The organism is Nonomuraea mangrovi (assembly GCF_042681425.1).
GTDB classification, from domain to species: domain Bacteria; phylum Actinomycetota; class Actinomycetes; order Streptosporangiales; family Streptosporangiaceae; genus Nonomuraea; species Nonomuraea mangrovi.
In genome coordinates, this window is the sequence record NZ_JBHUFV010000017.1 from 20,095 (window position 1) to 40,841 (window position 20,747).

General features: G+C 70.7%; 21 protein-coding genes and 1 pseudogene. 10 read left to right on the forward strand and 12 right to left on the reverse strand.

Features of this window, described 5'->3' with window-relative positions; all coding sequences use genetic code 11:
- Positions 1–212: 212 nt before the first annotated feature.
- Positions 213–1,976 (reverse strand): annotated as a pseudogene (locus ACFSKW_RS11695) (GTP-binding protein); the annotation flags it as partial.
- A gap of 161 nt (positions 1,977–2,137) precedes the next feature.
- Here ACFSKW_RS11695 and ACFSKW_RS11700 point away from each other — a divergent pair.
- Positions 2,138–3,175, forward strand: a complete 1,038-nt coding sequence (locus tag ACFSKW_RS11700) for a sensor histidine kinase (RefSeq protein WP_379572149.1) — start codon at positions 2,138–2,140, stop codon at positions 3,173–3,175.
- A complete protein-coding gene (locus ACFSKW_RS11705) occupies positions 3,166–3,795 on the forward strand; it encodes a response regulator (protein WP_379572150.1) in 630 nt (209 codons plus the stop codon). The genes ACFSKW_RS11700 and ACFSKW_RS11705 overlap by 10 nt, the downstream gene beginning before the upstream one ends.
- On the opposite strand, the gene ACFSKW_RS11710 is transcribed toward ACFSKW_RS11705, so the two are convergent.
- A complete protein-coding gene (locus ACFSKW_RS11710) occupies positions 3,780–4,685 on the reverse strand; it encodes a LysR family transcriptional regulator (protein WP_379572152.1) in 906 nt (301 codons plus the stop codon). The genes ACFSKW_RS11705 and ACFSKW_RS11710 overlap by 16 nt on opposite strands.
- 73 nt (positions 4,686–4,758) lie before the next feature.
- Here ACFSKW_RS11710 and ACFSKW_RS11715 point away from each other — a divergent pair, with 73 nt between their 5' ends.
- Positions 4,759–5,673, forward strand: a complete 915-nt coding sequence (locus tag ACFSKW_RS11715; protein WP_379572154.1) for a DMT family transporter — start codon at positions 4,759–4,761, stop codon at positions 5,671–5,673.
- Here the strand turns inward: ACFSKW_RS11715 and ACFSKW_RS11720 are convergent.
- The gene (locus tag ACFSKW_RS11720; protein WP_379572156.1) at positions 5,584–5,967 is read right to left on the reverse strand and encodes a tautomerase family protein; all 384 of its coding nucleotides are present in this window, start codon (positions 5,965–5,967) and stop codon (positions 5,584–5,586) included. The two genes, ACFSKW_RS11715 and ACFSKW_RS11720, sit on opposite strands and share 90 nt — an antisense overlap.
- A gap of 18 nt (positions 5,968–5,985) precedes the next feature.
- Between ACFSKW_RS11720 and ACFSKW_RS11725 the strand changes: the two genes are divergently transcribed.
- Both ACFSKW_RS11725 and ACFSKW_RS11730 read left to right on the forward strand, forming a co-directional pair.
- Entirely contained in the window at positions 5,986–6,645 is a 660-nt protein-coding gene (locus ACFSKW_RS11725) for a response regulator (RefSeq protein ID WP_379572158.1), read from the forward strand.
- An 11-nt stretch (positions 6,646–6,656) separates the two neighbouring features.
- A complete protein-coding gene (locus ACFSKW_RS11730) occupies positions 6,657–7,709 on the forward strand; it encodes a quinone-dependent dihydroorotate dehydrogenase (RefSeq protein WP_379572160.1) in 1,053 nt (350 codons plus the stop codon).
- A gap of 6 nt (positions 7,710–7,715) precedes the next feature.
- Here ACFSKW_RS11730 and ACFSKW_RS11735 read toward each other — a convergent pair whose 3' ends face one another.
- A complete protein-coding gene (locus ACFSKW_RS11735) occupies positions 7,716–8,972 on the reverse strand; it encodes an acyltransferase family protein (RefSeq protein WP_379572162.1) in 1,257 nt (418 codons plus the stop codon).
- A gap of 76 nt (positions 8,973–9,048) precedes the next feature.
- Positions 9,049–9,792: a DUF6597 domain-containing transcriptional factor gene (locus ACFSKW_RS11740; RefSeq protein WP_379572164.1), complete on the reverse strand. Its 744-nt coding sequence runs from the start codon at positions 9,790–9,792 to the stop codon at positions 9,049–9,051.
- 64 nt (positions 9,793–9,856) lie between these two features.
- Between ACFSKW_RS11740 and ACFSKW_RS11745 the strand changes: the two genes are divergently transcribed.
- Both ACFSKW_RS11745 and ACFSKW_RS11750 read left to right on the forward strand, forming a co-directional pair.
- Complete coding sequence (locus tag ACFSKW_RS11745; RefSeq protein WP_379572166.1) at positions 9,857–10,438, forward strand: TIGR03086 family metal-binding protein; 582 nt, start codon at positions 9,857–9,859, stop codon at positions 10,436–10,438.
- A gap of 105 nt (positions 10,439–10,543) precedes the next feature.
- A complete protein-coding gene (locus ACFSKW_RS11750; protein WP_379572168.1) occupies positions 10,544–12,247 on the forward strand; it encodes an AMP-binding protein in 1,704 nt (567 codons plus the stop codon).
- An 86-nt stretch (positions 12,248–12,333) separates the two neighbouring features.
- Here ACFSKW_RS11750 and ACFSKW_RS11755 read toward each other — a convergent pair whose 3' ends face one another.
- From ACFSKW_RS11755 to ACFSKW_RS11775, 5 genes are all read right to left on the reverse strand, one after another.
- Entirely contained in the window at positions 12,334–12,744 is a 411-nt protein-coding gene (locus ACFSKW_RS11755; RefSeq protein WP_379572170.1) for a DoxX family protein, read from the reverse strand.
- Positions 12,745–12,887: 143 nt separating this feature from the next.
- Positions 12,888–14,501, reverse strand: a complete 1,614-nt coding sequence (locus ACFSKW_RS11760) for a beta-N-acetylhexosaminidase (RefSeq protein ID WP_379572172.1) — start codon at positions 14,499–14,501, stop codon at positions 12,888–12,890.
- Positions 14,502–14,514: 13 nt separating this feature from the next.
- Complete coding sequence (locus ACFSKW_RS11765; protein WP_379572174.1) at positions 14,515–15,324, reverse strand: N-acetylmuramoyl-L-alanine amidase; 810 nt, start codon at positions 15,322–15,324, stop codon at positions 14,515–14,517.
- A 28-nt stretch (positions 15,325–15,352) separates the two neighbouring features.
- Entirely contained in the window at positions 15,353–15,601 is a 249-nt protein-coding gene (locus tag ACFSKW_RS11770) for a hypothetical protein (protein ID WP_379572176.1), read from the reverse strand.
- An 83-nt stretch (positions 15,602–15,684) separates the two neighbouring features.
- Positions 15,685–16,725 (reverse strand): LacI family DNA-binding transcriptional regulator, encoded by a 1,041-nt coding sequence (locus tag ACFSKW_RS11775; protein ID WP_379572178.1) that lies wholly within the window; start codon positions 16,723–16,725, stop codon positions 15,685–15,687.
- Between the two features lie 110 nt (positions 16,726–16,835).
- Between ACFSKW_RS11775 and ACFSKW_RS11780 the strand changes: the two genes are divergently transcribed.
- Positions 16,836–17,489: a TetR/AcrR family transcriptional regulator gene (locus ACFSKW_RS11780; RefSeq protein ID WP_379572180.1), complete on the forward strand. Its 654-nt coding sequence runs from the start codon at positions 16,836–16,838 to the stop codon at positions 17,487–17,489.
- A gap of 236 nt (positions 17,490–17,725) precedes the next feature.
- Here the strand turns inward: ACFSKW_RS11780 and bldC are convergent, their stop codons facing one another.
- Together bldC and ACFSKW_RS11790 are read right to left on the reverse strand one after the other, a co-directional pair.
- Complete coding sequence (bldC, locus tag ACFSKW_RS11785) at positions 17,726–17,929, reverse strand: developmental transcriptional regulator BldC (RefSeq protein WP_013133571.1); 204 nt, start codon at positions 17,927–17,929, stop codon at positions 17,726–17,728.
- Between the two features lie 322 nt (positions 17,930–18,251).
- On the reverse strand, positions 18,252–19,115 hold the full coding sequence (locus tag ACFSKW_RS11790) for a DUF8083 family protein (protein WP_379572182.1): 864 nt from the start codon (positions 19,113–19,115) through the stop codon (positions 18,252–18,254).
- Positions 19,116–19,286: 171 nt separating this feature from the next.
- Here ACFSKW_RS11790 and ACFSKW_RS11795 point away from each other — a divergent pair, with 171 nt between their 5' ends.
- Together ACFSKW_RS11795 and ACFSKW_RS11800 are read left to right on the forward strand one after the other, a co-directional pair.
- Positions 19,287–20,366: a Leu/Phe/Val dehydrogenase gene (locus ACFSKW_RS11795; protein WP_379572184.1), complete on the forward strand. Its 1,080-nt coding sequence runs from the start codon at positions 19,287–19,289 to the stop codon at positions 20,364–20,366.
- Positions 20,367–20,515: 149 nt separating this feature from the next.
- Entirely contained in the window at positions 20,516–20,740 is a 225-nt protein-coding gene (locus tag ACFSKW_RS11800) for a DUF3073 domain-containing protein (RefSeq protein ID WP_379572186.1), read from the forward strand.
- Positions 20,741–20,747: the final 7 nt, after the last annotated feature.

A 20,747-nucleotide genomic window follows, 5' to 3' on the forward strand; every position in this document is an offset into this window, starting at 1 on the left:
TTCTGATCGTAGCCTCCCGGCGATCACGAACTCCGAAGCCGTGCAGGTCAAACGGCAGATTGATGGGCAAGATTTCGTTGGTAGTGCGTTGGGGGTAGAAATACCGCTTCCGCGTTTATGGCATGGGGAAGCCGATCGGGGCCGGTAGGTACCGGCCCCGATCAGGGAATTGCGCGTATTCGATAGGGAAGGCGAGGCTAAAATCGAGTTGGGGGAACCCTTCCCGATATCGGGCGGTCTCCGGAAGGCCTCGACCACCACACGCCCATGCCGCCCGTCAGGCCAGGCAGGTGCCGCTTCGCCTCGTTCACCAGGCGGGCGGGCAGCGACCCCGTCACCAGCGTGGGCGAGGTGTCCGCCAGTTCCGCCCCCAGCGCGGTCAGCCTGGCGGTGACCTGGCCGAACGCCTCGGCGGGCAACTCCACCTCGAAGGCGTGGCACGGCTCGAACACCCTGGTGCCGGCCAGAGCCAGGGCCGATCTCAGCACGATGGCGGTCAGGCCGCGGAAATCGGCCGCGGTGGTGATCGGCGAGGCGTAACCCGTCCTGGTCAGCGTGATCGTGCAGTCGATCACTGGCCAGCCGTGCAGGCCCTCGCGCAGCGTGGCCCTGACGGTGTCCTCGATCGCCTGGTTGAAGCTGTGCGGCAGCGAGCCCAGCTCCACCTCGCGCCTGAAGGTGTAGCCGTCGCCAGGCTCGACACGCAGGCCCAGGGTGGCCTGGAAGTGGTGGTCGTTGTCCCTGCTCATCTCCGACCGGTCGGCGCCGACGCCGACCGGCCTTTCGAGGTAGACGGGCGTGCTGTCGGAGAAGGCGGCCTCGACGCCGAACTCGTCGCGCAGCCGCTCGGCCAGCACCTCCTTCTGCACCTCGCCGTAGAGCTGCACCGACGAGCCGCCGCCCGGCACGGCACGGGTGCTGATGAGCGGGTCCTGCTCGGCCATCCACAGCAGGGCCGCGTGCAGGCGGGCGGCGTCGGCAGGGTCGGCTGGCCGCACGACGGTCTCCAGGCTGGGCGGCGCGAAAGTAGGCGTCGCGCTTCCCTCGTCGGACAGCAGGTCGCCGACCCTGGCGCTGTGCAGGCCCCAGAGCCTGGCGATGTTGCCGGGGGTCAGCGTGGCCTCCTCGGCCGCGCCGACGACGCGCAGCGCGGTGATCTGGCCCGAGTCCAGCTTCTGCCGCGGGCGCACCTCGCCGGAGAACAGGCGCAGGTAGGCGACCTTCCGCCCGGCCTGGTCGCGCTCCACCGCGAAGATCGTGCCCTTCAGTCCCTCGTCCCGGGGCGCGGGCACCGGCAGCAGGTCGCGGATGCCGGCCAGGAGCTCCGCGACGCCGTCGCCGCCGATCGCCGACCCGTGGAAGACCGGATAGACCTGGCAGGCCGCCGTCTGCCCGGCCAGCGCTTCGAGCAGCTCGCCGTGACTCGGCTCCCGGCCCTCGACGAGCGCCTCCAGCAGCGCGTCGTCGTGATCGGCCAGCGCCTCGGCGTCGATGGGGACGGGCACGACACGGCCCTGCCGCACCCGGTTGACGGCGACGGCGGGCAGACCGGCGAGGATGTCGCGCTGGAGCGCGCCCATCCTGTCGATCTTGTTGACGAACAGGAGCGTGGGCAGCCGCATCTTCCTCAGCGTCCTCAGCAGGACCCTGGTCTGCGCCTGGACGCCCTCGACGGCCGAGATGACCAGGATCGCGCCGTCGAGGACGCCCAGCGCCCGCTCCACTTCGGCGACGAAGTCGGCGTGTCCGGGGGTGTCGATGAGGTTGACCCGCAGGTCGCCGATGGTGAAGGAGGCGACGGCCGAGCGGATGGTGATGCCGCGGCGGCGCTCGATCGCGCCGGTGTCGGTCTGGGTGTCTCCACCGTCGACGCTGCCGAGCCTGTGGATGGCGCCGGAATCGAAGAGCAGTCGTTCGGTGAGGCTGGTCTTACCCGCGTCGACGTGCGCGAGCACGCCGATGTTCAAGGTGGTCATGGATGCGTGGAACCTCGGTAGGAAGGGCAGGACGCTGGGTTGCCGCGAGGCTCTGCCGCATCTGGTCCTCCCGAGGTTCGTGGTGCCCCCATCCTGCCGCCGCCCGTCCTTCCCCGTCGAACGGTTTTCCACCGGTACGGCGAGGCGGTCACAATGCCGAGGTGAGAGCTCTGCTTTACCTCCTGGCGGGCGTGATCCCCGGCGCGGTCGCGGTGGCGATCACCGTGGCGGCGTTCGGGACGCCGTTCGCCGTGCTGCTGGCGGTGCCCGCCGTGCCGCTGGTGGCGTGGTTCGAGCTGTGGCGGCTGCGGTGGGCCGACCCAGGGCCCGTCGCCAGGAACCGGCGGCGCGAGCTCGGGCTCGGGCTCGTCTCGCTGGTGGCGCTGTGGTGGATCGACCTGATCCTGGTGGTGTTCGCCGTCGGAGGGCCGATCGTCCTGATCGTCTCGCCTGCCGTACAGGAGGATTTGGGGCCCGCGATCGTCGCGTCCGTCGCGGGAGTCGTGCTGGTGCCCGTCGGCATCCACGTCCTGATCATGTGGGGCAGGGCGCGCGTCCTGATGGTCAGGTCGCACCTGGAGCCCCGCAGGCTGGAGGAGGTCGTGGCCTCCAGGGCCAGGCTGGTCGACGCGTTCGAGGCGGAACGGCGCAGGATCGAGCGGGACCTGCACGACGGCGCGCAGCAGCGGCTGGTCGCCCTGTCGATGCGGCTCGGCCTGGCCAGGCTGGACCTGCGGGACGGCTCGCCCGCGGCGGAACAGGTGGCCCAGGCGCACGAGGAGGCCAAGAAGGCGCTGACCGAGCTGCGCGAGCTGATCAGGGGAGTGCATCCGCGGGTGCTGACCGACAGGGGGCTGGCGGCGGCCGTCAGGGAGGTGGCCTCCCGCTCGCCCGTCCCTGTGGAGGTCGAGGCGGACCTGGCGCGGTTGCCCGAGCCGATCGAGGCGACGGCCTACTTCGTCGTCGTCGAGGCGCTGGCCAACGTCGCCAAGCACAGCCAGGCCCGCACCGTGCTGATCAGGGTGCGCGACGGACTGGTCATGGAGATCAGCGACGACGGGGTGGGCGGCGCCGACCCCGCCAAGGGCACGGGGCTGACGGGGCTGGCCGACAGGCTCGCCGTCGTGGGCGGCAGACTGTCGCTGTCCAGCCCGGCAGGCGGGCCGACGACGATGCGAGTGGAGATCCCGTGCGGGTAGTGATCGCCGAAGACGCCGTGCTGCTGCGCGAGGGCGTGGTCGGCCTGCTCGAGAGGTTCGGGCACGAGGTGGTGGCCGCGGTCGGAGACGCCGCCGCCCTGCTCGAGGCGGTCGCCGAGCACCGGCCCGACGTCGCCGTCACCGACGTGCGGATGCCGCCCGGCTTCACCGACGAGGGCCTCAGGGCGGCGCTGGAGCTGCGCGAGAAGGGCCTGCCCGTGCTCGTCCTCAGCCAGTACGTCGAGCAGACCTACGCCGCCGAGCTCATGGACGCGGGCGAAGGCGTCGGCTACCTGCTCAAGGACAGGATCGGCGAGGTGACCGAGTTCGTCGACGCGCTGGAGCGCGTCGCCAGGGGCGAGATGGTCGTCGATTCCGAGGTCGTCAGGCAGTTGCTCGGCAGCCGCCGTGACCCGCTCCGGCGCCTCACGCCCAGAGAGCTGGAGGTGCTCGGACTGATCGCCGAAGGCCGCGCCAACGCCGCCATCGCCCGCGAGCTGGTCGTCACGGACGCCGCCGTGGCCAAGCACATCGCCAACATCTTCACCAAGCTTGACCTGCCGCCCGCCGCCGACGGGCACCGCAGGGTGCTGGCCGTCCTCGCCTACCTGCGGAGCTGAGCCTCCAGCGCGCGCATCCTGGCCGAGGCCAGCTCCAGCACCATGCGTGTGGCGGGGGAGAGGGCGGGCCCGTGCACGATCGCGAACGTGTCGTGCAGCGCCGGATCCAGCGGCGCCCACCGCAGGTTGCCCGGCATGCGGTCGGCCAGCCTGTGCAGCACGCCCCGCCACGTCACCGTCGCGGCCAGGCCGCGTGCCGCGATCTCCAGAGCCATCTCCGGATCCTCCACCTCCACCCTCGGCCGCAGCACATGGCCCGCCGCCTGCAGGGTGCTGGTGAGCGTGCGGCGGGTGGCGTCCTCCTCGCGCCAGCTGACGTTCGGCAGCACGAGCGGGCGCGTGGCCAGCTGCTCGGGTGTCACGGGATCCGACGGCTCGGTGCTGACGTAGACCAGCTCGTCGCGCATCACCGGCGTCACCGACAGCCCCTCGTCGGCGACGGGCACGGCCGCGACCGCCGCCTCCAGCCTGCCCCTGCGGACATGGTCGAGCACCTCGGCCGAGTTCTGGCCGATCAGCTCGACGCGGACGCCGGGGTGGCGCTCGAGGACGTCTGCCACCAGGTCGGCGCCCAGATAGAAACGGGCCGTCCCGAACAGTCCCAGGCGCACCGTGCCCGTCAGCATCTCGCGGACCGCTGCCACCGCCCTGCCCGCCTCGTCGACCGCGGCGATGGCGGCCAGCGCGTGCGGGCGGAGCGCGAAGGCGGCCTCCGTGGGGACGACGCCCCTGCCGACGCGGAGGAACAGGGTGACGTCGAGGTGCTGCTCCAGCAGGCGCACCTGCTCGGAGATGGACGGCTGGGCGTAGCCGAGGGAGGCGGCGGCCGCGGTGAGCGAGCCGTGCTCGAAGGTGGCGAGGAAGCAGCGCAGCTGGTGCAACGAGGTCATAGAGGTTTTCCCTTTGGATCACCAAGGAAATCAAGGCTACCTCGATGGCTCGATACTGCCTAGATTGCCCGCCATGGGAGTGCTGTGGTGCCTGATCTCCGCCGCGGGGTTCGGGCTGTCGCCGATCTTCGCCAAGGGGGCCTACCAGTCGGGCGTGAGCGTGACGGAGATGCTCACCGGCAGGTTCGTCATCGCCGCCGTCGTGCTGTGGGCCGTGTGCGCGTGGCGCAGGCCCGCTCTCCCCACGGGCAGAGTGCTCCTCACCGCCGTGGGGCTCGGCGGCATCGGCTACGCCGTACAGGCGCTGTGCTACTTCGGCGCCGTCGCCAGGATCGACGCCTCGCTGGCCGCGCTCCTGCTCTACACCTTCCCCGCCCTGGTGACCGCTCTGGCCGTGGCCCTTCGCAGGGAGTCGCTCGACCGGCGCAAGCTCGCCGCCCTCGGGTGCTCGGCCGTAGGCCTGGTGCTCCTGCTCGGCCTCGGCGGCGTGTCGGAAGGCGGGACCACGGGCGTGCTGCTCGCTCTCGGCGCGGCCGTCGCCTACTCGCTCTACCTCACCGTCGCCGACGGCCTGCCCGCCGGCGTGGACGTCTACCTGCTGTCGGCCATCGTGTGCACCGCCGCCGCGATCACCATGGGCTTCGCGGGAGGCTTCCAGCTGCCCGGCACGGCCGAGGGCTGGATGTGGACGGGACTGCTCGGCCTCGTCTCGACGGTGCTGGCCATGGCGACCCTGTTCGTGGGCGTGCGGCTGCTCGGCGCGCCGACCGCGGCCATCCTGTCGTGCGCGGAACCGGTGGTCACGCTCGCGTCCACGTCCGTCGTGTACGGCGAGAGCCTCACGCCAGGCCAGCTCGCGGGCGGCGTCGCCGTCCTGGCCGCGGTCCTGGTGCTGCGGCTAAACCTCGACTTTGTACGGCAGCGACAGCTCGTCGGCGGGAACGCCCCTGATACCCCAGTTCACAGCGGGCATCTCCACGATCGTTAGCTCCAGGTCGTCGGCGGGGATCCCGAGCGCCGGCGCCTTGGCGAACACCTCGCGGATCAGCGCCCGCTTGGCGTCGTCGCTGCGCCCGGTGAAACAGACGATCTCGACGATGAGGTAGGCCTCACCCCGCTGCGGGCAGATCAGGTCGTCGGCGTCGAGCAGCAGGAAACGGTGGAACCGCTTGCCCTCGGGCAGCCCCCACGCCTTCGTGACGCACTCGTGCAGCAGGTCCGAGACCTCCCGCTGCCGTCCCGCCCACACGTCACGCCGCCCGTAGATCTTCACCTGTGCCATGTCGGGCAATATACAGAGGTGGTAAGAATCCTCCTCGCCGATGACGAGGCCATGATCAGGGCCGGGGTCGCCGCGATCCTCGGCGTCGACCCGGCCTTCGAGGTCGTCGCGGAGGCGGGAGATGGCAGGGAGGCCGTCGATCTCGCCATCAGCCACCGGCCCGACGTCGCCCTGCTCGACATCCGCATGCCCAAGCTCGACGGCCTCGCCGCCGCGGCCGAGATCCGCAGGGTGGCGCCAGGCACCGCGGTCATCATGCTGACGACCTTCGGCGAGGACGACTACATCGCCAAGGCGCTCGACGTGGGCGCCAGCGGCTTCCTGCTCAAGGCCGGCGACCCGCGCGAGCTCATCGCAGGCGTCCACGCCGTCGCCGGCGGCGCCGCCTACCTCTCGCCCAAGGTCGCCCAGCGGGTCATCACCCAGCTCAGCGGCGGCAGGATGGGCCGCGGCGCGCACGCCCGAGACAGGATCGAGGTGCTCACCGACCGCGAGAAGGAGGTTCTCGCCCTGGTCGGGGAGGGCCTGTCCAACGCCGAGATCGCCGGGCGGCTGTTCATCGTCGAGGGCACCGTCAAGGCCTACGTCAGCACGATCCTCACCAGGCTGGAGGTCCGCAACAGGGTCCAGGCCGCGATCGTCGCCTACGAAGCGGGCCTTGTCCGCCAGGACCGATAGCCTGGTCCTTGATGTACCGACTCCTGTTCACGCAGGTCTTGCGGCGGTTCGACGCCGAGGCCGTGCACCACGCGACCGTCAGAGCGCTCGCGCTGCTCTCCACGTTGCCGCTGCTCAAGCGGCTGCTCCACCGATTCCTCGCGCCGAGCGACCCCGCGCTGCGGGTGACGGCCTTCGGCGTCCACTTCCCTGGGCCGCTCGGGCTCGCCGCCGGGTTCGACAAGGACGCGGCCTGTGCCGAGGCGCTGTCGGCGTTCGGGTTCGGGCACGTGGAGGTCGGCACGATCACCGCCCACGCCCAGCCGGGCAACCCGCGGCCCCGGCTGTTCCGCGACCTGCGGCAGCATGCGGTCGTCAACAGGATGGGGTTCAACAACGCGGGCGCCCATGCGGCGGCCCGCAGGCTCCGCCGTACGCGAGGCGTGCCCGTCGTCGTCGGGGTCAACATCGGCAAGACCAAGGTCGTGCCGGAGTCCGAGGCGGTGGCCGACTACGTCACCAGCGCCAAGGAGCTCGCGCCGCTGGCCGACTACCTCGTGGTGAACGTCAGCTCGCCCAACACGCCGGGCCTGCGCAACCTGCAGGCGGTGGAGCTGCTGCGGCCGCTGCTCGCGGCGGTCAAGGAGGTCGCCGACTCCACGCCGCGCCGTACGCCGCTGCTGGTCAAGATCGCGCCCGACCTGGCGGACGCCGACGTCGACGCGGTGGCGGATCTGGCGCTGGAGCTGGGGCTCGATGGGATCATCGCGACCAACACCACCATCCGGCATGCGGGGGAGAGCGGCGGGCTGTCCGGACGGCCGCTGAAGGAGCGCTCGATCGAGGTGCTGCGGCGGCTGCGGGCCCGCGTCGGCGACCGGCTCACCCTGGTGTCCGTCGGCGGCGTCGAGGACGTGGACGACGTGTGGGAGCGGCTGCTCGCCGGAGCCACGCTGGTGCAGGGGTACACAGGGATGATCTACGGCGGGCCGTTGTGGGCCTCCCGCATCCACCGCCAGCTGTCCCGCCGCCTGCGCCGCCACGCCACCACGGTGCCCGCGATGATCGGCCGCACCGCCCGCTGACGCCTCTCAGCCGCGAGCGTCTCCTCGTCGTGCTCGGAGCCGCGCGGCGAGGCGGCGGCCGGCCCGCTGCGCCGGGGCCTCCACCAGCCGGTACGTGAGCGCGACCGTCCCCAGCAACGCCGCGAGCACGGCCGCCCCCAATCCCGCCCGGTACGGCCAGGCGAGCGCGCCGGGGTCCGGCACCAGCCCGTCCACCACTTCGAGCAGGATCGGATGGATGAGGTACACCGAGTAGCTGACCACGCCCAGCCACGCCCAGAACCGCGGCACCGCCCGGTGCGCCAGCAGCATCCCGGCGGCGAAGGTGACCCACGCGGCGACGACGGCGTTCACCCACGGCCACGGGGACTCCTGGCCGTGCCAGACCCCCGCGGCGACCGCCGCCAGGGGCACCAACAGCACCGGCGGGAGCGTCCTGCTCCAGCCGATCTGGCCTGATCGCGCCCGGTAGAGCGCCGTGCCGGCGAACATGGCGGCCAGGATGGTCATGCTCTGCCAGGCGGGGATGCGCCCGTTGACGGCCGGCAGCCCCACCGCGACCAGCGCCAGCGCCGCCGCCCCCGCCCGCCGCGCGACGGCGCGGGAGCTCAGGACGCCCGCGAGACCGCACGCCCCCAGCGCGGTCACGCCCAGGGTGAGGCCGAGCGTCGCCGTCGCGCCGTGCGACAGCAGGATGGAGGGCAGCAGCCCTCCCGCCAGGAGGGCGACGGCGGCGAACCCGCACCCGACCTCCGCGCTGCGCCGCTGCAGGCCCGCCACGTACAGGGCCGTGACCAGGAAGTAGAACGCCATCTCGTACGACAGCGTCCACAGCACGTTGATGACGTTGGGCACGTTCAGGAGGTCCTGCAGCATCGTGGCGTGCCCGACGACGGCCGACACCGGCCGCTGCGTCAGCCACACGTGCATCGGGTCGACCCCCGTGACGGCCAGCACGCCCGCCGCGGCGACGGCCACCGCCCACAGCGGGTAGAGGCGGAAGAGGCGGCCGGTCCAGAACTCGGCCACGCTGCCCCCGCGCTCCAGCGACGCAGGCACCACATAGCCACTGACCAGGAAGAACACCATCACGCCGGACATGCCGGCGTTGAACCACGGCCCCGTGATGGGACGCAGCTCGGGGAACAGCGGATCGAGCGCGTGCTCGTACACGACCACCAGCGCGGCGACCGCCCGCAGCGCGTCCAGCCAACCCTGCCGGTTCGCGCGCGTGCCGGCCGTCGCCGGGACCGTCGTGGAATCGGCCCCCGTGATCTCCACCATGGCCGCCAGACCCTAGCGCGCGCATGCGTGGCTTGCCGCGATTGCGCCCCCAGCTGAACCGGGTCGAGGGGTTCGGTCAATAGCGCTGGGCGTACCAGGTCGGCGACTCGCCGAACATCTCCTTGAAGTCTCTGACGAAGTGCGCCTGGTCGGCGTACCCGAGCTCGGCCGCCAGCCCGGGCCAGTCGATCGGCACGCCCCGCGCCAGCCGCTCGGTGACCTCGTGCAGCCGGTAGCGGCGGATCACCCATTTCGGGCCCACGCCGACGTACTCCGCGAACAGCCGCTGCAGCTCCCTGACGCTCGTGCCGGCATGCCGTGCCAGGTCGTCGACCCTGGTGATCTCGGGGTGAGCGATGACCGTCGCGACGACGTCCGCGGCACGCTCGGCTCTGGCGTCGCGCTCGGGCAGCCGCGATCGCAGGAAGTCCTCGACCGTCGCGACCTCGACGGGGTCAGGCAGCGCGCCGGGGAACACCTGGCTCGCCTCGATCGACCGGTTCGTGATCGTCGAGGCGGAGGCGCCCAGGAACGGTCTGAACCCCCCGGGCCGGAACGCCACGCCGAACACGCCACCCGTCCCCGCCAGCACTTTGACCTGATGCCCGCTGTGGACACCCTGCACCGTGGCGCCGCCGTCGCGGAAGGTCAGGTGCACGTTCGGGTACGGCACGACGAGCTGGCGGTACGGCTCGTCGTACTCCCATGAGACCACCCAGTACCGGTCGACGAACGGCGCCAGGTCAGGCGAAGGGCTCGGGAAGGCGTGGTGCTGGAACCTCGCCCACGCCCCGGCGAGTTCACGGGTGTCTCGGGGCACGCGGCCGAGCTTACGTCGCGTTTGTTCAAGACGACCATGCGGGAGATGTGCTTTCTTGGGCGTCATGTCTGGCGAAGAACTGATGGCCCGCGCGGCCGCACCCTTGATGGAGATCGTCCGCGGCATCGAGCCCGACCAACTGGACGCCCGTACCCCCTGCGCCGAGTACGACGTGCGGAAGCTGGTCAACCACCTGCTGTTCTGGGGCCCCTCGCTCGAAGGGGCAGGGCGCGGAGAGATCGTGCCGCCGCCGGCCGGAGCGGAGACGGACGTGGACCTCACGGCGGGCGACTGGACGGCCGCCCTCGAGGCGAACGTCGAGCGCGTCGTCGCCGCCTGGAGCCGGGCCGCCGCGTGGGAGGGCACGACGCACATGGGAGGGCCGACCGAGCTCCCGGCGTCACTGGTCGGCGGAATGATCATGGGTGAGCTGATCGTCCACGGGTGGGACCTGGCACGCGCGACAGGCCAGAGCCTGACGTGGGACGACGACCTCATGGACTACGTGCACGACGAGGTCGGGAAGAACGCCGAACAAGGCAGGGCCATGGGTGTCTACGGCCCCGCGGTCGCGGTCGACGACGCCGCGCCCGTCCTGGACCGCGTCCTCGGCCTGACCGGCCGCGACCCCGCCTGGACCCGCTGAAGCCGCGGTCCGCGCCGGAGGTAGGTGGCGATCTCCCCTTTTCGGGGGTGCCGGGCCTGATACTGCTGTCGTAGCTTGTGGCAACCGTCGAGAGGAGTTGCCGCCATGGGCGCGACCAGCAACACCGAGATCTATCTCCAGGCGCGTGACCTGCTGCTCGACCTGGGCGGGCGCCATGCAGAGGCGGTCGAGCAGTTCGCGTGGCCGCAGCTCCAGGCCCCCTTCAACTGGGCCGTGGACTGGTTCGACGCGATCGCCCGCGGCAACGACAGGACGGCGCTGTGGGTGGTGGAGGAGGACGGCTCCGAGGCCCGCTACACCTTCGACGAGATGGCGCGGCGATCGGACCAGGTCGCGGCGTTCCTCGCGGCGCAGGGCGTCTCCCGGGGGGACCGGGTGATGCTCATGCTCAACAACCAGGTCGAACTGTGGGAGTCGATGCTGGCGGTCATGAAGCTCGGCGCGGTGATCCTGCCGGCCACCACCGCCCTCGGCCCCGCGGACCTGCCGGACCGCATCGACAGGGGCGGCGCCCGGTACGTGATCGCCAACGCGGCGGACACCGCCAAGTTCGACGACGTGCCGGGGGAGTACACGACGATCTGCGTGGGGGACGCCCCGCCGGGCTGGGCCGCCTATCGCGACGCGTACGCCGTTTCCGCGCCCCCCGCGGCGCACCCCGGCACCGCGCCGGAGGATCCGCTGCTGCTGTACTTCACCTCGGGCACCACGAGCAGGCCCAAGCTGGTCGAGCACACCCAGGTCTCCTACCCGGTGGGGCACCTAACGACGGCCTACTGGATCGGCCTGCGGCCCGGTGACGTGCACCTCAACATCAGCTCGCCAGGCTGGGCGAAGCACGCGTGGAGTTGCTTCTTCGCGCCCTGGATCGCCCAGGCCACGATCTTCGTCCACAACTACGGCAGGTTCGATCCCGCCGCGCTGCTGGCCCAGATCCGCAGGGCGGAGGTGACGACCTTCTGCGCGCCGCCCACGGTGTGGCGGATGCTGATCAAGGCTGACCTGTCCGGCGGCCCGGGCCGGCTGCGCGAGGTGGTCTCGGCGGGCGAGCCGCTGAACCCCGAGGTGATCGAGCAGGTCCAGCACCACTGGGGGCTGACGCTGCGCGACGGCTTCGGCCAGACCGAGACCACGCTGTCGGTCGGCAACGTGCCGGGCATGCCGGTCAAGCCAGGCTCGATGGGCCTGCCGGCACCGGGCGTGCCGGTGGTACTGGTCGACCCCATCACGGGCGAGCAGGCCGAGGAGGGCGAGATCTGCATCGACCTGAGCCGCAGGCCGGTCTCGCTCATGACCGGATACCAGGGGGACGAGCGACGCCACGCGGAGGCGATGGCCGACGGCTACTACCACACCGGCGACGTGGCCACCCGTGACGCCGACGGCTACATCTTCTACGTCGGCCGCACCGACGACGTGTTCAAGGCCTCGGACTACAAGATCTCGCCCTTCGAGCTGGAGAGCGTGCTCATCGAGCATCCCGCGGTGGCCGAGGCGGCCGTCGTGCCCTCGCCCGACGACCTGCGGCTGGCGGTGCCGAAGGCGTACGTCGCGCTGGCGGCCGGCTGGGAGCCGGACAGGGAGACCGCGCTGGCGATCCTGCGGCACGCCCGCGACAAGCTCCCCCCGTACCAGCGGGTGCGGCGGCTGGAGTTCTTCGAGCTGCCCAAGACGGTGTCGGGCAAGATCCGCAGGGTGGAGCTCCGCGGACGGGAGGAGGAAGCCGCCTCGGCGAAGTCCTCGCTCCCGGAGTGGCGTGATGACCAGTTCCCCGAGCTGCGCTCCTGAGGCCTGAGGAGGTGCCCGGGTCGCGGGCGGCCACGTGCACGGCGCATCGGCACGTCGGTGTGGGGGGCTCCCGCGGCACGCGGCGGTCAGCGGCGGGTCAGGGCGGCCCACAGGCGCGCCGTGCCGCTCCTGCGGCCCCAGGCGATCACCAGGGACAGGACGAGCATCGTGACCGGCAGTGCCACGCCGCTTCCGACGACGATGAGCTGGGTCAGCGACGCGCCCACCATCAGCCCGGACAACGCCAGCGCGGCGGGCCCGGCCAGCCTTGGAACGAGCAGGCCCACGACGCCCACGACCTCGAGCCCGCCCACCAGATAGCGGAACCAGTCGCCGATGCCGATGGCGTCGAAGGTGCCGGCGGACGGTTCCGCGCCCGTGAACTTCCCCATGGCCGCCAGGAGGAATCCGGCCGCCATGACGACCTGGAGGACCCACAGACCGACGTTGGCGATACGGCTTCCCGCGCTCCGCTCCGTGCGAGTAGATGCTGTCATGGTCATCGACGCTAGGTCGTCCACCCTGTCGCAGGAATGGAGGTATCTCCCGAGCGAGGGTGTACCCAGCCCCACCGCCCTCGTCAGCGGGCGGCGGCCGGTCCGGGAGATCGACGGCACTGGCACCAGGCGGGCGCGGGGCCTCAGATGCTGGGCCTGGTCGACGTGGCCGACTGGGTCATCTCGTCGAGGTGCTCCATCGCCGCCGCCACCTGCACCCGGCTGGGCCGGTGCGGGCGCCTCCGCTGCCAGGGCAGCGGTCCCGCCTGCGGACGGTACTCGACCCCGAGCGCGTCCAACCTGCCCAGGTGCCGCTCCAGCCGGTCCATGAAGTCGGACCCGGCCTCCCCGCCCCAGGCCACCTCGGCCAGCGCGCAGGCCCGCGGCCACGCCCGGTAGTCCAGCGTCCGGGCGTCGGAGATGCGCTCGCTCCACAGCTGCCCCTGCAACCCGACCACCCGCTCCCGCTCGCCGGGCTCCCATGAGGCAGGCGCGGGCTCGAACGAGGCGACGTCCGTCACCGTGATCGTGTCCCCGATGGCCATCGGCTCGTCGGCCGAAGCCGCCTCGGCGTAGTCGAAGTACAGCGGGAAGACGGGGGTCGCGACCACCTCGTGCCCCGCGGCGGCGGCCCTGCGTCCGACCCCCATACCCCGCCACGGCATGACCAGCGTGTCCTGCCTCAGCGCGCCGCTGACGAACGCCTCGTCCCACACGACGGCCCGCGCGCCGCGCTCGGCCAGCACGTCGGCCAGCCGCCGCAGGAACCAGGCGTGCAGCTCGCCCACGTCGGCCAGCCCGAGCGACTCCCGGTAGGCGCTGATCTCGGCGGAGGCCTCCCAGTCGTCGAGCACGCACTCGTCACCGCCGATGTGCACGTACGGCGTCGCCCCCAGTGCCTCGAGGAGCTCATCGAAGATCGTGGTGAGGAAGTCGACGGTCGGCGGCAGCGGCGACAGGATGGCGGGGGAGATGCCCCACCTGTCGAGCACCTCGAACCGCTCGCCCGTCGCCCCCAGCTCGGGGTAGGCGGCCAGGATGGCGCTCGCGTGGCCCGGCACGTCGATCTCGGGGACGACGACGACCTCGCGGGCCCTGGCGTACTGCGCGATCTCGGCCAGGTCGTCGAGGGTGTAGTAGCCGCCGTGCGGGATCCCGTCGTAGGCGGGCTCCTCGCGGTGGTAGTTGGTGGCGGTCCGAGTCCGGTGGGAGGCGACCTCCTGCAGACGCGGGTAGGCCCTGCTCTCCACCCGCCAGCCCTGGTCGTCCACGAGGTGCAGGTGGAGCCGGTTCAGCTTGTGGACGGCCATCAGGTCGATCACGCGCAGGACCTCGCGCTTGGGCAGGAAGTGCCGCGCCACGTCCACGTGCAGCCCGCGCCACGTGTGGGCGGGGGCGTCCTCGACGCGGACGCCGGGCACGACCCACGACTCAGCCGGTACGGCGCTGCGGTAGGTCGCGTCGGGAAGCAGCTGGTGCAGCGACTGCGCGGCGTAGAACGCGCCCGCCCTGCCGCCCGCGGTGATCTCGACGCCGCGCGAGCCGACGACCAGGCGGTAGGCCTCCTCGCCGAGCGACGGGTCCACCCTGACGTCGATCGCGCCGGTGTCGCCAGGGCGCAGGTCGAGGATCGGCAGCGCCCGCCGTACCGCGTCGGCCAGGTCGGCGGGGCCCGAGACGGTGGCCCCTACGGAGAGCTCATACGAACCGGACAGCGTGGACAGAACATTCGGGCGGGGCAGCAGCAGCGTGTTCATGCCGCAAATGATGTCACTTCAGGTAATTTTGCAAACCGTCCGCCAGACCCTGCGCGATCCGCTGCCGGAAGGCGGGATTCTGGAACTTGGCGGCCTCGGCGGCGTTGCGCATGTTGCCGCACTCGATGAAGATCTTCGGGACCGTCGACAGGTTCAGCCCGCCCAGGTCGCTGCGGAAGCTGAGCGCCTTCGACCCGATGTAGGTGGAGTACGGCAGGCCCGTCTCCTTCTTGAAGGCGTCACGCACCTTGATGCCCAGCTCGCGGGAGTCGCCGACGACCGGGTCGACCGGGCCGTTGATCTTCTTCGGCATGATGACGTGGAAGCCGTGATTGGCGGGCGCGGAGCCGTCGCCGTGGACGGAGATGGCCGCGTCGGCCCTGGTCTTGTTGCCGGTGGCGGCCCGCTCGGTGATGCAGGGGCCGACGCCGGCGTTGTCCTTGCGGGTCAGCTTCACAGTGGCGCCACGCGACTTGAGGATCTTGACGAGGCGCTGGGAGACGTCCCAGGTGAAGGCGGCCTCGCTGTAGCCGTCGTTGGTCGAGGTGCCGGTGGTGTCGCAGGCCTTCCACTGGGTCAGGACGTTGACCTGGCGGTTGATGGCCTTCGGGTTCCTGGCGTTGCCCCCGTTGTGGCCGGGGTCGACCACGATGGTCTTGCCCTCGAGCGGCTTCTGCCGCACCTGCGCCGCGGCGCCCGGAGAGCCCGCGACCGGTGGCTGGGCGGTCACGGGCGCGGCGACCCTCTCGCTGTTGGCGGTGCCGCCGCACGCGGCGGCGGCGAGGCCGCAGAGGGCGAGAGTGGAGGCAGCTAGAAAACGCATACGCTCCAAAATACGTGACGGGCAGGACTCACCAGGCGTGTTCGCCGACTTCCTGGCGCTGCAGCAGCGCCGCCAGCTCTCTCGCGTCCTCGGCGTCGAGCCCCAGCACCACGCGCGGGCGGCCCCACGGATGGTCGAGGGAGTGGGCCACATAACTGGCCACCGACTCGGCCCCGACGTCCGTTCCCCGTCCCCGTCCCGCGCGCCAGTGCGCCCAGGCGCGCTCGAGCTCGGCCGCCGCGCGCTGGGCGCATGACACCAGTTCTGGATCACGCATGACTGTCCCCCGGGTCAGATACAGCAGTGACCCGTCAGAGTTAACAACCGCGGCGGGAGGGCGCCCCGGTGTTTGACCAACGCTTAGGCGGGGCCTGTGCTCCGCCGTACGATCAGCTCGGGGGTGACCTGGCGCAGCCGGGCGACCTTGCCGGGGTCCTGGATCCGGTCGCTCAGCAGCGCCGCCGCCGAACGGCCCATGGTTCGCCTGGGCTGGTCGACGGAGGTGAGGGAGATGTGGTGGACGGCCGACAGGTGGGTGTTGTCGTAGCCGACCACCGAGAGGTCTTCCGGCACCCGCAGCCCGAGCTCGCTGGCCGCCGACAGCACGCCGAGCGCGACGACGTCGTTGGCCGCGAAGATCGCGGTGGGCCTGGGGTCGCGGGTCAGCAGCGCGCGTGCGGTGCGCCTGCCGCCCTCCTCGGTGCTGTCGCCGTGCTCGACCATGATGTACGGCGCGAGCGCGTGCCGCCTCATCGCGACCAGGTAGCCCTCGCAGCGTGAGGAGCGCGTGCCCTCGATGTGCGCGATGCGCTTGTGGCCGAGGTCGACCAGGTGGTCGATGGCCAGGCGGGCGCCGAGCTGGTCGTCGTCGACCACGATGTCGACGTTGTCGAGCTCGATGTCACGTTCCCCTACGACGACCGTGGGGGTGTAGGAGGTCGCCTCGATGAGGGTCTCGCTGGTCGGAGCGATGCCGAGCAGCACCAGCCCGTCCACTCTCAGCTCCAGGAACGCTTCGACGGCCTCGTCCTCGAAAGCCGGGTCCCATTGGCTGTTGCCGATCAGCATCCTGAGGCCGTCGCCGTGCAGGCTCTCCTGCAGGCCGTCCAGGAACTCGGCGTAGAACGGGTTGTGCAGGTCGGCCACGAGCGCGCCGACCAGGTGGGTGCGGCCCTCGACGAGACTGCGGGCCACGGCGTTGGGGCGGTAACCGAGCTCGCGCGCGGCCTGGAGCACGGCTTGCCGGCGATGCTCGCTGACGTGCGGGGATCCGCGAAGCACGAGCGAGACCAGCGATTTGGAGACGCCGGCGCGTTCGGCGACGTTGCGGATGGTGGGTCTCGGGCGAGGCAGGGTGTCTACTACCTCGACGACGGACGTGTTGACTGGCGGTCCTGACATGTGTCTCCCCCGCGATGCGTTGGATGGGCACCTGTCTCACCAAACGATCGAGGACGCGGCAGGGTACGGGCCCGAGCGTTATTAGGCATGGGCTCCGATAGTGTGCAGGTGTGACTTCCGGGAATTCCGCAGGCAGCGGCACCCGCCCTGCGCGGCGCAGGCTGAGCGTGGATCGGCGCCGTGAGGAGCTCATGGCGGCCGCCCTGGAGTTGTTCAGCGAGCGTGATGCCGAGGACGTCTCGATCGACGACGTCGCCTCGGCCGCGGGGGCGTCGCGCGCCCTCGTCTACCACTACTTCGGCGGCAAGCAGGAGCTGTACGTGGCCGCGCTCAGGAGCGCGGCCGAGCAGCTGGAGTCGAGGCTGCGCCCCCAGGGTGGCGGCCGTCCGCTGGAGGACCTGGCGCTGGGGCTGCGGCGCTACTTCGACTTCGTCGAGGAACACGCGGCGGGTTTCGCCGCGCTGCTGCGCGGCGGCCCCGCCAACCGGGCCGGCGAGGTCGGCGAGATCGTCGACGGGGTACGGCGGCGGCTGTTCCTGATGATCCAGAAGCAGATGCGCGTCGACGAGCCGAGCCCTGTGCTGCGCACGACCCTGCGGTCGTGGATCGCCTCGGTCGAGACCGCGGGTCTCGACTGGCTGGAGCATCGCGACATCGAGCGCCCGACGCTCGAGAAGATGCTCGTCGACCACATGGTGGCGCTGCTCGGCGTGGCGGCGACCTACGACCAGGGCGTCGAGCGGCTGCTTCGCGACCTGGCGTGACTCATGGCGAGGTCTGGCCCACCGTGGCCGACAGGCCGGGGGGACCGTACCGAACAGTGGACCTCGCGCACGCTCACCGCCGGTGACAGGGGAGGAAGGATGGCGCCGGGCGGGCGGCGCCAACTCCCGTATGCGTCCCCCGACGCGCGGGGAGACTCGACGTCGTCACGCGGGTGGACCGGGCCGTAGAACCTGGCCCACCGTGAACCCCCCTAAGGATCGTGACGACCCCGGACTTACTCCGAGCGCTGCTGCGGAATGCCCGCGAGCAGAGCACGAACCTCGGTCTCCCGGTAACGCCGGTGTCCCCCCAGGGTGCGAATCGACGTCAACTTACCCGCCTTGGCCCACCGCGTGACGGTCTTGGGGTCGACCCTGAACATGGTCGCGACCTCGGCGGGCGTGAGCAGTGGCTCGGCCTCGGGTGTACGAGCTGACATTTGTGCGGCCTCTCCTCCGTGTGGACCGGCTCAGCGATCCTGCGACTGCTTCTGCGCGTGTCACGGATGTCCCCCTATGGCCCAGCGCGTGCGGCTTTTCTGGGCCATATGCGGCATCACCCGAAGTGACCATACCGCCACGCAGAGCGATTGGCGAGCCCTTCTTTGACCCACTTGCCCGCCCACGTGGCGATGTCACGCTCGGTGATTCTAGCGACACGTTTCGTGGTATCGCAGTGAAAACGGCAAACTACTCAGTTCGCAGAAGCCAGCAGCCGCGACGCGTGACCTACTCATGCAGGTCAGACCGTTGTTTTGGGGTTCAGTTGGCAGATTCCAGAAGTTGCATTGACTTCCACCGCAAGATCACGCGTTGGTACATGGCGAAGGCAAGTTCTTCTTGACCTGTGTCCAGACCGGTGAGTGCGGCCGACAGCTCGGCCACGGACTGGTCGGCCTGCAGCGCCTCGTCGTCCATCAGGTGGACGAGGCCCCCGTAGTCGAGCTCGACCAGCGAGTGGGGGTGGAACTCCTCCAGCCACCTGGCGATGTCCTCCACCTCTATACCGGTGGCCACTTCGCCCACATGCCTGCGGATGACCTGCAGCGCCTTGGCCGAACGCCGCCTGGCCTGCGCCATGGAGGTGACGTAGATGAGGTTGCGCCCCGTGGTCGTCGTGGTGTCCTGGCCGTTGGCCGGCTTGCCCAGCACCAGCCACCGCTCGTTGCCGTCGAACGGCACGAACCACGCGGGAGGGACGTTCCACGTCGTCGTCCTGATGTGGGTGCGCAGCGCCGACGAGCCGCCCTGCCGCTTGTACTTGTCGAAGTCATCGGCGGTCTGCTCGGCGATCGTCTGCGGCACGAAGCTGTCCATCAGTTTCACAGGAGTGCTCCCACGAAAGTCTGAGAACGCCAGCCACGAGCGCAACCGGGTCTGCCAGGGACAGACATAGAGACGATCCTCGACACGCCGCAGATAGGCGTTGGGGCTCTCCTGGGGCGGAGCCGGGTGGGGAGGCTTCGCGAGCAGCCGCCGGATGGACTCGCCGTGCTCGGCGTCGAGCGCGGTGGCCCTGCGCGGACGGTCGCGTGACTCCGCGTATTCGGCCCAGGCGGCGCGATCCTGCTCGGGGAACGCGGTCAGCGGCTCGTAGACACGAAGGTAAGCGGCATAGGGCAGCACGGTGGCATCGTGTCACGAAGACAACCCGCTTGCACCGTTGTGGTCCACACTGAACGCTGCGACCTGGCCACTCGCGCCGGTGCATGGGGCGACGGCATGCCGTGCCGCCCTCTACCCTGAGAGGTGATCTCCGCCGCGAAGGGGCGGCGGACCGGACAGGGAGTCACTACCGTGACCGACGTCTTCGGGCTGTCCCACAAGGACACGCATGAGCAGGTCGTCTTCTGCGCAGACGAGCAGAGCGGGCTGCGCGCCATCATCGCCATCTACAACACCGCGCTCGGCCCAGCACTCGGGGGCACCAGGTTCTATCCCTACGAGAGCGAGCAGGCCGCGCTGGCCGACGTGCTCAACCTCTCCAAGGGCATGGCCTACAAGAACGCGCTCGCCGGGCTCGACCTCGGCGGCGGCAAGGCCGTCATCATCGGCGACCCCGCCACGCTGAAGTCCGAGGCGCTGCTACGCGCCTACGGACGTTTCGTCCAGTCGCTGAACGGCCGCTACTACACCGCGTGCGACGTGGGCACCTTCAGCGAGGACATGGACCTCGTCGCCCGCGAGAGCCGCTTCGTCACCGGTCGCACGGTCGCCCACGGCGGCGCGGGCGACTCCTCCATCCTCACCGCGTACGGCGTCTTCCAGGGCATGCGCGCCTCCTCCTCCTTCCTGTGGGATACGGCTTCGCTGCGCGGCAAGCGGGTCGGGGTCGAAGGCGTCGGCAAGGTGGGCCACCGGCTCGTCGACCACCTCGTCGACGACGGCGCAGAGGTCGTCGTCTGCGACGTCAACGCCTCGGCCGTCGAGCGGGTACGGCAGCGCCACCCCTCGGTCGAGGTCGTGGCGTCGGCGGCCGAGATGACCGCGGCCGACATCGACGTCTACGCGCCCTGCGCGCTCGGCGGTGCGCTCGACGACGCCGTGGTCGCCCGGCTCCGTGCGAAGATCGTCTGCGGAGGCGCGAACAACCAGCTCGCCCATGCGGGAGTGGAGAAGCAGCTCGCCGACCGCGGGATCCTCTACGCCCCCGACTACGTGGTCAACTCCGGCGGCGTCATCCAGGTCGCCGACGAGATCGAGGGCTTCAACATGGAGCGCGCGAGGGCCAAAGCGAGCCAGATCTTCGACACCACGCTCAAGATTTTCGGCATCGCGTCCGAGGAGGGCGTGCCACCGGCGGTGGCAGCGGATAGGCTGGCTGAGCGCAGAATGTCGGAAGTCGGGCGAATTAGGGCCATCTGGCTGGGCGGCTGACGCCCCACGTCCATACGACGTACCGAGCTGAGCGCAAAACAGGTACGGTAATAGGCGAACGAGAGACTGACGCCCAAAGTCATGGCGTCAGTGTGTGGTGCGTTAGCGACGAGGGGTCGGGGACGACCCCACACGAGGGGGTCGAGCCAATGGGGCGCGGCCGAGCAAAGGCCAAGCAGGTCAAGGTTGCTCGCCAGCTGAAGTACAACAGCGGTGGCACGGATCTTGAGCGTCTTCGCGATGAGCTCGGAGTCTCTGACTCCAACCACGATGACGACGCCGACGACCTCAACGACGAGCTGGCGGATCGCTATGCCGATTACGCCGATGACTACGGCGACGATGACGACGACCGGCCCTCCGGGCGTCGATAGCTGATCT

Coding starts and splice junctions, on each gene's coding strand:
- ACFSKW_RS11765 (WP_379572174.1), bottom strand. CDS start 15,324: ATGCGTTTTCTAGCTGCCTCCACTCTCGCCCTCTGCGGCCTCGCCGCC.
- bldC (WP_013133571.1), bottom strand. CDS start 17,929: ATGTCAGCTCGTACACCCGAGGCCGAGCCACTGCTCACGCCCGCCGAG.
- ACFSKW_RS11800 (WP_379572186.1), top strand. CDS start 20,516: ATGGGGCGCGGCCGAGCAAAGGCCAAGCAGGTCAAGGTTGCTCGCCAG.
- ACFSKW_RS11715 (WP_379572154.1), top strand. CDS start 4,759: ATGGGAGTGCTGTGGTGCCTGATCTCCGCCGCGGGGTTCGGGCTGTCG.
- ACFSKW_RS11735 (WP_379572162.1), bottom strand. CDS start 8,972: ATGGTGGAGATCACGGGGGCCGATTCCACGACGGTCCCGGCGACGGCC.
- ACFSKW_RS11710 (WP_379572152.1), bottom strand. CDS start 4,685: ATGACCTCGTTGCACCAGCTGCGCTGCTTCCTCGCCACCTTCGAGCAC.
- ACFSKW_RS11750 (WP_379572168.1), top strand. CDS start 10,544: ATGGGCGCGACCAGCAACACCGAGATCTATCTCCAGGCGCGTGACCTG.
- ACFSKW_RS11760 (WP_379572172.1), bottom strand. CDS start 14,501: ATGAACACGCTGCTGCTGCCCCGCCCGAATGTTCTGTCCACGCTGTCC.
- ACFSKW_RS11745 (WP_379572166.1), top strand. CDS start 9,857: ATGTCTGGCGAAGAACTGATGGCCCGCGCGGCCGCACCCTTGATGGAG.
- ACFSKW_RS11730 (WP_379572160.1), top strand. CDS start 6,657: ATGTACCGACTCCTGTTCACGCAGGTCTTGCGGCGGTTCGACGCCGAG.
- ACFSKW_RS11775 (WP_379572178.1), bottom strand. CDS start 16,725: ATGTCAGGACCGCCAGTCAACACGTCCGTCGTCGAGGTAGTAGACACC.
- ACFSKW_RS11720 (WP_379572156.1), bottom strand. CDS start 5,967: ATGGCACAGGTGAAGATCTACGGGCGGCGTGACGTGTGGGCGGGACGG.
- ACFSKW_RS11755 (WP_379572170.1), bottom strand. CDS start 12,744: ATGACAGCATCTACTCGCACGGAGCGGAGCGCGGGAAGCCGTATCGCC.
- ACFSKW_RS11770 (WP_379572176.1), bottom strand. CDS start 15,601: ATGCGTGATCCAGAACTGGTGTCATGCGCCCAGCGCGCGGCGGCCGAG.